Below are 9500 nucleotides of genomic sequence, written 5' to 3'. Positions count from 1 at the left end.
TGCGGCGGGATCGATGCCGCCATGATCGAATACCTTGCACCCCGCGGCAGAGGCGCGTTCAATTAGCCGCCAGATTGCCAGCGTCGCCGCACCACTTGCCCGCGCCCGATCGGTAGAGGCCGTGAAGAAATCAGTACAACGCTCCGCCGTGAGATGAGCTATGCGGATCAGGACGAGCTCGCCCCGATCTCGCACCTCAACAAAGAGGTGACGAGGATCGCGCGCCGCGAGGTCCCGATAAGCTGCGCAGTCAAAGGAGTTGGAAAAGCCACGCTGCTTTTTCAGCTCGGAGTAGAGAACACTGAAGGCGTCGAAGCAGGCAAGCCGCTCCTCCACATCCTCAACAAAGCGTGCGGACAAACTCGGCGTCCGCTCGACGCGACGGAGCACCTTTCTCCAACGCGACTCCATTTGCCCTTCGATGCCCCTCAGGCCGACAGTCAGATCAACGTCAATTGTGTGCCGAATCGGCGTAACTACGGGAGTGAAGCCCTGTGCTAGAACAGCACTCGTAGCGGCTGAGCACTGAGAACGCTCGAAGTCGATTAGCACGACGTCGAAGCGGCTCAGCCTGAGATGGCTGAAGCAGGCTTGCAGGCATCGTTCGGCGCGTCGCGCGCCTTTATGAGTTAGCAGTGGTCCACCCTGTATCCGCACAATTCGGACCGGACCGCGCGTCCGCTCATGGTACTGGGCCAAAGCGAGAATATCGTCGGCTCCGTCGAGTATGGCAAGTCTGTGGACCTTCCAGCCTGTACGGCTCTTGTATTCGCCCCAGAGCCACGAAGCGAATATATTGCCGCGCGGGTGCGCCCAAATCGCAGCGTCCCATTCGCCGCTGTCGGTGATCGTCCGAACGCTTATTCCAGATCGAACGTGATCAAGGGACGTCTCAATTGCTCGAATTCCCCACAAATCCCGGCTCAAAAGGCCAGTCGGAGCCTGTGTCCTCGGGAGCATGTCTGGCCTTGCAGCTGGCGATTTGGAGCGAGTGAGATTGCGCTGTCCGACCGTCGTCCAAGAGGGCACTGAGTCGTCAGGTATTACACCCGCATAGCTCCAAGACTATGCGGAAGGCCACCGGCGGCAATAATCCTTCTGAGCTACCGCCTATGTGTCTGGCTCCGATCTGAGTTATTCGATCCTCATTGGTCGGCCCATCAAGATCGCGGTCCGCGCCATGGTACGCCGCCAGCGGGGCTTGGCTTCCGGATCGGCCAGAGGCTTCGCGGAGGGCTCGTGCGCCTCGACCGCCGCGGCGAGGTCGAGCAGGTAGCCGCCGATCGGGTAGGAGGCGGTCTTCGGCTTCGCGAGCACCGCATCGACCGCGGCGTTGATCTCGTCGTCGGTAATTTCGGCGGCCTTGCGGAGGGTGCCCGTGGTCTTCTGGTCAGCCATGGCGTGAGGATAGCGCCTTCTCTCGGTAATGGCCCGTGCTTCCTGGCTCTAATCCGCAAACCGGCCAGCCCAACCGCAAGTGAATTACATTAACATTCGCTATGAGCGGGGCCGCTCGTCATACGATGATGAAATATCGAGTGCGGCGACGTATTGTGTTTGACAGAGTCGCGTGGGCGTGATGAGGCAATTTCGGGGGGGGCGATGAAGGCGGATTGAGACTTGCTGTACCCCTGGGCGGATACGCTAGGCGCTGATCCGGGGAGCAATCGTGGTAAAAAGCAAAATCTCACTCACACCAGCCGAATTGGCGGCACTTAAATCCGTATTGAGGCACGGTGAAGAGCCGCTCGAATTCGTCACAACGGCTATCAACCTCGAAATTGCACGCCGGGAAAGCCGGCCTCGACGCGGTCTCAGAGCCACAAAGATCTTGGTGACGCCTCAGCATGAGGTGCCGGAAGAGCTGAACGAGATCGAGATCATTGCCAGCGTTGGAGCTAGCGAATGAGCCCGTTCACCCCTTGAACGCCCAGATCGGAATGCCGCGCAGGCGCGGGTGGGGGGGCCGACCTGCATCCAGACCTGCATCCAGTAGTAGGTGAGGTTCCCGAACCCGATGCGGTCGGCGCCGATGGTCTCGGCCGGCCGAGCGGTGATCACCAGTGCGCCGCAGTAGTCCGAGCGGATCGTGCCGTGCTGGGCGTGCACGCTGAACAGGTCGAGGTCGGTCCGACCGAGATCCACCGCCTAGGCCCCGAACCGCTCCAGGAAGTCGAGCATGTTGGCGTGCGCCTTCTGCCACTGCTCGCCGTAGAGGCCGGGGCAGGGACTCTTCGTTGGGCTAAGGCGTTCGACGCCGGAACGCCAAGTGTAGAGGTCGGAGGTCGGAGGTCGGGAGAGGGGCGAGGTGCGCTGACATGCCGGCCTTGTGGCGCGGCTCGGTTGCTTCGACCTTAAACGGCAGCAGATACGTACCGCAGCAGACCTATCAGCGCTGCACCGCAGGCCAGGGAAAAGACGAGCTGGCCGATCGGCGTCAGGTCATCGATTGGCCCGAACAGAAAGATTGACAAAGCCGCGACAGCGCCGATGGCGAGCACGCGCTCTCCTACCCATCGTTTGAGGGGCACAGTGTCGTCCTCGTCCAAAGGCAGGCTGCTTACGTTGCCGTTCAAGGCGCCACCTTCTGAGTCAGTTTCTGCAGGGCTTCGTTGCCGCTCTTAATTTTATGCTCGAGAGTGATATAAACCCTGCTGTTCAAGAAGAAACGATCAACCGCCCAAAAGCAGCCTACAACGACGAGCACTTGAGCTGCCCACAGGATAACGGCCAGGTCCCTTTTCTTCTGTTTTCTCGGACTGTCTGTGTCCTGCGTAGCAGGGGCCCGGACGGTGCCGCGGGGATTGAGGACGCGCGATGCTGCCCGATTGCTCAGAACTAAGTTGTCGAGGTCGGTCTTATTCGGCCGCGGCATGGTGTGGCTGTCCGTCCAGTGATCCGACGGAGCATAGACGTGGCAGGTTAATCGCTCGCGGACCGCATAGCCGGATGTTGGGATGGGGCGAGGTGCGCGGACATGCTGGCCTTGTGGGCCGGTTCGGTCGCCGAAGCGCGCCTGGCCGGTACGCATGTCGATCTCCAGGCTGAACATTCGCGGCGCCGTGCCGGGATCGCCCTTGCAGCGCGGCGGCCGATGCCGCTCGCGCACATCGAATACGACGAGGTGGCCCGCCGAGTGGTCGCTCTTCATGATGAAGATGTGGACCGCGCCGTCAGCATTGGCACCGTGAGTGCCGCCCGTCTCGCTCGGCGCCACCTGCGCGAGATCTTCGCTCGTACAGGAGCGGCCCAGCCGAGTGGCCGCCTGCCGCCTCCGCTGGTCCCCGCCGCCGAGCCAATCTTTGCCGCGATCGCGGCGGTCCGTTCTACCGAGCGCGCGTTCACGGCCTCGCTTAAGGGCCTGGACGAGAACGACACGGAGGCTGTTCGGCGCGCTGACAAGGCTGGCGAGACGAACGATCGCGCCGTGGCCGCGCTCTACGCCTTGATCCCAACGATGGTTGCCGGCCTTCAGGCGCTGATCCGGCACTACGCCGAGGATGCTGAGGCTTTTGAGCCCGGCACGGCCGGCACGCTGAACCTCGCGCATCTCGCCCGGATCGTGGTGAGCAACGCCCCGAGCTAGGCGCCCCGCGGCCCGCACACCGCCAGTCCCTCCCCTCCCCGCCATTCCCGACCCAACGAGCCCTCACGGAGCCCGAACGATGATCCATGTCCAGATGCCTGCGGAGGATCCGATCCACGCGGCCATTGCGCGGCATCGCGCTGCCTACGACGCCTTTCAGGTCGCCCCTGAAGGCACGCCGAGCGTCGAGGCCAGCAACGAGTACGACGCTGCCTCCGATGCCCTCGTGTCGACCGCGTGCGCCACACGGTTCGGCGCTCTCGCTCTGCTGACGCACCTGCGCTGGTGGCTCGCGGACGAGGCCGAGTTCAAGGCTGGGCATCAGCCCGCCTACGGTCTTGCCGAGGCCCGCGCCGCCGACCTGACGCTGTTCCTTGGCACGCCCCTATCGCCAGCCATGCGGCCCAACGGCGATGTCTTGGCGGGCTTCCTGCCGCAGGCCGCGCCTGCTGGGTGCCTCGGCCGGGCACTGCCGGCCTGTGATCGGCGCCGGCATGGCGCTGCTCGTGCCGCACCGAGCGAACCGCTTCCCGGCGAAGGGGCGGAGGCGGCGCTGATCGTCTCGGCCCGGCCGGACACCGCGCACGTCCGCGCCCCGCGGCTGCTGACCCTCTCCGGCGAAATCCTCGCCAGCTTCCTCCTCAGCCGCGACAAAACCGTTCTACCTGAGTGTGGCAGATCGGGGCGAAGGCATGCGTAGTGAATGCCGGCACGTCGCTCGTAGCGGATGGCAAGACGGCGGACGCCGGATGGTTTCAAGGCCTGAACAGTTTGGGGGGGAATGTCATCCCCAGCCGATGGAGGGGCAGCGATCCGGTGGCCTCCAGAAGCGTGACCAAAGCGGCATCATAGTGCTGACAGCGTGGTGCGTCCTGAGTGCGCATGCTGCCTAAGCCCATGCCCCTTAAATTTAATCCCCGACGGATGCAAAAAAATGCACGATGCCCTTGACGCAGGCCTCGGCACAGGTGATCTTGGTATACAATATATGGGCTAAGGGCGAGACTAGCTTCGGCAGCAACTCGGCTTGAGCATCGCGTGCCGCGCTGCTCTCGATCGTCCGTGCCCGGCCAGTCCTCCCGGCCGACAGGCGGTCAACTATACTTTGATATACTTCGCATCGGGCGAAAGCTCGAATGCGAACGCGCACTCTTTGTCCGCAGCGCCTCGAAGATGCGTTCGCGGGCATGAAAAAAGCACATAAATAACATAGGTGAGGAGATATCTATGGCAACGCGAGAATTGTTGCAGCCGAAGAGGGTGTCAGATAGCTATCGCTGGATGCAGCTTATCCTCGGCGTCATCTGCATGGTGATGATCGCTAACCTGCAGTACGGCTGGACCTTCTTCGTTCCGGAAATTCAGAAGACGTTCGGCTTCGATCGAGCTGCCATCCAGTGGGCATTCACCCTCTTTGTGCTGTTTGAGACTTGGCTCGTGCCGGTCGAGGGCTGGTTCGTTGATAAGTACGGTCCAAAGATCGTCGTCCTCTTCGGCGGCGTGCTTTGCGGCTTGGGCTGGGTGATCAATGCCTACGCCTCAACCCTGAACATGTTCTATCTCGGTCAAGTCATCGCCGGCCTCGGCGCAGGCGCCGTCTACGGCACTTGCGTGGGCAATGCGCTGAAGTGGTTTCCTGACAAGCGTGGTCTTGCCGCCGGTATCACCGCTGCGGGCTTTGGGGCCGGATCTGCCCTCACTGTCGCGCCCATCCAGTGGATGATCGCCGACAAGGGCTTCCAGGCTGCCTTCCTCAACTTCGGCATCGGCCAAGGTGTGATCGTGGCCGCACTGGCCTTCTTCCTTGCCGCTCCGCGCAAGGGGCAGGTCCCGGAGGTTATCGCCAACTCGGCCAACGTCCAGTCGCGGCGCAACTACACCCCCCCCGAGGTGGTGCGGCAGCCGATTTTCTGGCTGATGTACTTCATGTTCGTCATCGTTGGCGCCGGTGGGTTGATGATCACGGCCAACCTGAAGCCAATCGCCGCTGATATTGGCGTCGACAAGGTGCCAGTGACTCTGCTGGGCGTGACGATGGTGGCCATCACCTTTGCGGCCACGATCGACCGAGTGCTGAACGGGCTGACTCGACCCTTCTTCGGCTGGGTCTCGGACAAGATCGGGCGTGAGAACACGATGTTCATCGCGTTCGCCATGGAAGGTTTCGGCATCTACATGCTGTACCTCTGGGGCCATGATCCGCTGTGGTTCGTTCTCCTGTCGGGCTTCGTGTTCTTCGCATGGGGAGAGATTTACTCGCTTTTCCCTTCGACCTGCACCGATACATTCGGCTCCAAGTTCGCCGCTACCAACGCTGGGCTACTCTACACGGCCAAGGGAACCGCGGCGCTTTTGGTGCCGATCGCCAACTATCTTCAACAGAGCACGGGGAACTGGGACGGCGTGTTCTTGGCTGCTGCTGGAGCCAACATCCTGGCCTCGGTTCTGGCGATTGGTGTGTTGAAGCCTTGGCGCAAGCGGGTCGTTGCCAATGCTCAGGCTGAGGTGAGCGTCAAGGCCGATGCACAGATCGCGGTAGCCTAGCGGCTCGAGCCAGCGATAGAGCAACCACGGAAGAAAGGGTTTGGAGGTATGTCTCCAAACCCTTTCTTCAATGACCGTCTTGCACGGTCTTCCGCCGCCGGATCGTATCTATTCTTCGCAATCTGGAGATCAGCCTTCATTTTGAGTTCAACGCTGGAAGGCCAGCCTCTGGCTCAGCGCGCTCTCTCGTGCGGCTGGTAGAATAGAAGCGCCTGGACGCGGCTTCTTCGCATGAGCTGGCACAGCCAAGGCAGTTGCGAGGACCAGTTAGGAGGCTGCCGGGGACAGAAATCCAATGGGTCGGGATTAGCCTGGCCTCTGCTAACGTTCGCCTTCGGAGATCGAAGCGGGAACCCCCCCCGAGGAGGGGCGAGTTTCTTGAGCTTGAGTGGATAGGCGACTTCTATGCCGATCAGCCTTTTCACCGCACTCTTACTCGTTGCCGGCTTTTCCCTTGGCTGTGTCGGCATACATATCGCGCGTCGACACGCAGACGTTGTGACGATCGGACTGGTGCTGTTGCTAGGGCTTACGGCTTCATTATACGTGGGCCGTCTCAGCAGTAGCCGAGGGCAGCACATCGCTGAACAAGCCGGACCGGGGCGCGTCTGGACACCAATCCTTGCGCATCCGAGCATGTAAAAGGTAGGGGCAAAACCGATTGGCCTGAGCTTGGTAGATGAAATTGTCGGACGTAGCCGAGCGGTAAGTTGTTAGAAGAACCACATCCGCAAGCTGGTTGAGAGCGGTGAGCTTCGAGCCTTCCGGGTAGAGAAGCTCTGGCGGATCCGGGCCGAGGCCGTTGATGAGTTTGAAGCGCGCCCGGCTGTGCCAACACCGCTGCCGCGGCCAGCGGCAAAGGAGGATCGGAACCTGGCGCTCACCCGTCTCCGGCTGCGCAACCTGCGTAGGCTCAAGGGATCATCCTCAGCCTGAGAACGGTACGCTTCGGAGAATGGCGCAATGTCTCGGATGACACGCCAGCCTATCCGCTTCGATGATCTCCCGCTCTTCGTTGCGAAGGACAGGGACCTTGCAAAGGCCGTCGTTGGGCCCGAGCCCAAACAGAAGCAGGTCTGGCTCGCAAGCCTGCCAGATTTGGAGGCTCGCGGCTTCCCACGCCATACGCCTGGGCACGGTCGCTGCCGACCGGCCGTGAAGGCCTTCTATGACAGGCTCTTCGGTCTAGATGCAGATACCAGACTGGGCTGACCGGCCCCACGCCGCCCGCATCATCCCGTTCTATCGGAACGCGCTACGGGATTACCTCTTGGCCAAGTTACGCAAGACCGGCGAGACGCCGCAGTGGAGCCTCCTTTAGAGAGACCTGTTGGAGCAAACGCACCAAGAAGGTGGCTTGTGCTCGGTGAGGGGGATGCCAATGAGGGCCGGTTCATTCTGGAGCGCAAGCCTGGTCTCGGTGGCCCTGCTGCTCGCAGGGGATGCTTGGGCGACTGGTGGGCGCTCCTTCCTGCTCGTGGGCCTCGACGGGAAGACGTTCTTCCGGCCCGAAGGCTCAGTGAACGGGCCGAATGGGAGCGACGGCCTCGGCGTCATCGACATCTCGGAACCGGCCCGGCCGCGCCTCGCCCACGTGCTAAGGCTCGACACCTCCGTCTACGGGCCGCCGACCAACCTGCAGATCACGCCAGACGGCCGCCTCGGTCTCGTCACCAGCCCCGTGACCATGAGGCAGGAGGGCAAGAACTGGTGGGCGCAGCCGGATGATCGCCTACACGTGATCGATCTCGTGGCCGAGCCGCCGGCCGTAATCGAGACGATCCGGGTCGGGCGGCAGCCCTCTGGTCTCGCGATCTCCCGGGTCGGAGACGTCGCGCTGGTGGCCAACCGCGAGAGCCGCAGCGTGTCGGTCGTGAGGATCCGGGGGCGGAGCGTGCAAGTCGTGGCCGAGGTCGATGTCGGGACTGAGGCTGCCGCGGTAGCCATCGCGCCGGATGGGCGCCGGGCATACGTTGCCAAGAACAAGGCCGGCACGGTCGGCGTGATGACCTACGCGGACGGGCAGTGGCGCCACGATCCCGGCCTCGACATGCCGGTTGGACCGGGCACCTACGGCCTGGAGGTGACGCCGGACGGTGCCTTCGCTCTCTCAGGCAATACCGGCCCCACGCCGAGCGACGGCCATGCCGACTCGGTCACGCTTATTCGGGCTGGGACCGCGCGCCCGGTGGTGGTCGACCACGTCGGGGTCGGCGATACCGCCGAGACTCTGGCGATCAGCCCTGATGGGCGCCGGGCAGCGATCGCTGTCGTGAAGGGCTCCGCCGCGCCCCATGCGAGCCCCGCCTACACCGCCGAGAGCGCCGCCGTGCTGGTGGCGATCCTGCCCGAGGGACGGCTGCGCTACCTCGGCGAGGCTCCGGCCGGGGCCGTCGTCCAAGGCATCGCCTTCGATCCAAGCGGTGAGTACGTCTACATCGGCAACTACGCTGACCGGAACCTCGGCGTGTACCGGATCGTCGGTGACGCGATCCAGGATACGGGCTTCCGCCTCCCGCTGCCGGGTCAGCCTTCATCCTTGCGCGGTCGGCCCTGAGGGGCCGGCGAGGCGGTCCGGCAAGAGGTTGGCGAACTTCCTGCCCGGTCGTGTCCTGCGCCGGGTAGCCTGCATCAAGCCACCTTCGAACGGTAGGTGAACGAGAGGCCCGGCGTAGTGGGTGACGCTCGATAGCGGTCCCTGGCTACCATCATTTCCGCCCGCCCGGTCAACGACTTGGCGGGTTTTTTGATGCCCGTTCCCCTAACCCTGTCGGCTTGCAACACGTTGCAGCACGGTTCGTGATCTTCCAATGGGTTACGGCGAGCGGTTGGCGGCTCCGCGCAACGCGGACGGAACACGCTTGGATCGGTCGCCGGGCGCGTTTCAGGGCGGATGGATGCCGTGCACGCATGCCTTTGCCCCATCGACATGCCTCGCGCTTCCCGGGCAGGATGCCTTGACGCCGAAGTCTCTGGGCCGAGCCTACGGAAGGCGTCCATCGATCCAGGGGCCTCGCACGGGAGGGCATCGCATGCGCGTTCTGCTCGTGGGCTATGAGCCGGAGGTGGTCGACTTCTCCGACCCGGCATTGCCGCCCGGCCTCGACGCCGAGAAGATCCGCCATGGGATCCGGGTGGCTCTGGAGGATATGCGCGGCCGTGGCTGGACGGCCGAGCATTGCCTCGTCCGGCCCCGATGATCAGGCCGGCCAAGCCGTGCGGGAGAAGCTCGCCGCCGCCCCGTACGATTGCCTCGTGATCGGCGCAGGCATCCGCTCCTGGCCGCGCCACCTGCCGGTGTTCGAGGCCATCCTCAACGCGGCCCGGGAGGCCGCGCCGGCAACCGCCATCGCCTTCAACACGCGCCCGC

The 9500-nt window shown here is 63.3% G+C and carries 9 protein-coding genes; 5 read left to right on the top strand and 4 right to left on the bottom strand.

Annotated features, from left to right (window positions below; all coding sequences use genetic code 11):
* From AX737_RS34065 to AX737_RS32895, 4 genes are all read right to left on the bottom strand, one after another.
* The coding region (locus tag AX737_RS34065) for a GNAT family N-acetyltransferase (protein WP_197430445.1) at window positions 1-390 on the bottom strand (390 nt) is incomplete at its 3' end.
* Between the two features lie 744 nt (window positions 391-1134).
* The gene (locus AX737_RS03540; protein WP_066919045.1) at window positions 1135-1398 is read right to left on the bottom strand and encodes a hypothetical protein; all 264 of its coding nucleotides are present in this window, start codon (window positions 1396-1398) and stop codon (window positions 1135-1137) included.
* A gap of 444 nt (window positions 1399-1842) precedes the next feature.
* On the bottom strand, window positions 1843-2145 hold the full coding sequence (locus tag AX737_RS34060) for a hypothetical protein (protein WP_066919043.1): 303 nt from the start codon (window positions 2143-2145) through the stop codon (window positions 1843-1845).
* Window positions 2146-2354: 209 nt separating this feature from the next.
* Window positions 2355-2501 (bottom strand): hypothetical protein, encoded by a 147-nt coding sequence (locus tag AX737_RS32895; protein ID WP_210173127.1) that lies wholly within the window; start codon window positions 2499-2501, stop codon window positions 2355-2357.
* A 476-nt stretch (window positions 2502-2977) separates the two neighbouring features.
* Between AX737_RS32895 and AX737_RS03530 the strand changes: the two genes are divergently transcribed.
* The 5 genes from AX737_RS03530 (at window position 2978) to AX737_RS34055 (ending at window position 9330) form a co-directional block, all read left to right on the top strand.
* On the top strand, window positions 2978-3586 hold the full coding sequence (locus AX737_RS03530) for a hypothetical protein (RefSeq protein WP_066919041.1): 609 nt from the start codon (window positions 2978-2980) through the stop codon (window positions 3584-3586).
* A 79-nt stretch (window positions 3587-3665) separates the two neighbouring features.
* Window positions 3666-4286: a hypothetical protein gene (locus AX737_RS03525; protein WP_066919039.1), complete on the top strand. Its 621-nt coding sequence runs from the start codon at window positions 3666-3668 to the stop codon at window positions 4284-4286.
* 527 nt (window positions 4287-4813) lie between these two features.
* Entirely contained in the window at window positions 4814-6130 is a 1317-nt protein-coding gene (gene oxlT / locus AX737_RS03520) for an oxalate/formate MFS antiporter (RefSeq protein ID WP_066919037.1), read from the top strand.
* A 1381-nt stretch (window positions 6131-7511) separates the two neighbouring features.
* Window positions 7512-8687, top strand: a complete 1176-nt coding sequence (locus tag AX737_RS03515; RefSeq protein ID WP_066919035.1) for a hypothetical protein — start codon at window positions 7512-7514, stop codon at window positions 8685-8687.
* 475 nt (window positions 8688-9162) lie between these two features.
* A complete protein-coding gene (locus AX737_RS34055) occupies window positions 9163-9330 on the top strand; it encodes a hypothetical protein (protein WP_197430444.1) in 168 nt (55 codons plus the stop codon).
* Window positions 9331-9500: the final 170 nt, after the last annotated feature.

It is taken from the genome of Methylobacterium sp. CCH5-D2 (genome assembly GCF_001556475.1).
GTDB classification, from domain to species: Bacteria; Pseudomonadota; Alphaproteobacteria; order Rhizobiales; family Beijerinckiaceae; genus Methylobacterium; species Methylobacterium hispanicum.
Note: the sequence above shows the minus strand (reverse complement) of the source record. Positions and strands in the feature narration are given on the sequence as shown.

Excerpts from the sequence above, each read along its gene's own strand:
- AX737_RS03525 (WP_066919039.1), top strand. The coding sequence starts at position 3,666 with ATGATCCATGTCCAGATGCCTGCGGAGGATCCGATCCACGCGGCCATT.
- AX737_RS03540 (WP_066919045.1), bottom strand. The coding sequence starts at position 1,398 with ATGGCTGACCAGAAGACCACGGGCACCCTCCGCAAGGCCGCCGAAATT.
- AX737_RS03530 (WP_066919041.1), top strand. The coding sequence starts at position 2,978 with ATGCTGGCCTTGTGGGCCGGTTCGGTCGCCGAAGCGCGCCTGGCCGGT.
- AX737_RS03515 (WP_066919035.1), top strand. The coding sequence starts at position 7,512 with ATGAGGGCCGGTTCATTCTGGAGCGCAAGCCTGGTCTCGGTGGCCCTG.
- AX737_RS34055 (WP_197430444.1), top strand. The coding sequence starts at position 9,163 with ATGCGCGTTCTGCTCGTGGGCTATGAGCCGGAGGTGGTCGACTTCTCC.
- oxlT (WP_066919037.1), top strand. The coding sequence starts at position 4,814 with ATGGCAACGCGAGAATTGTTGCAGCCGAAGAGGGTGTCAGATAGCTAT.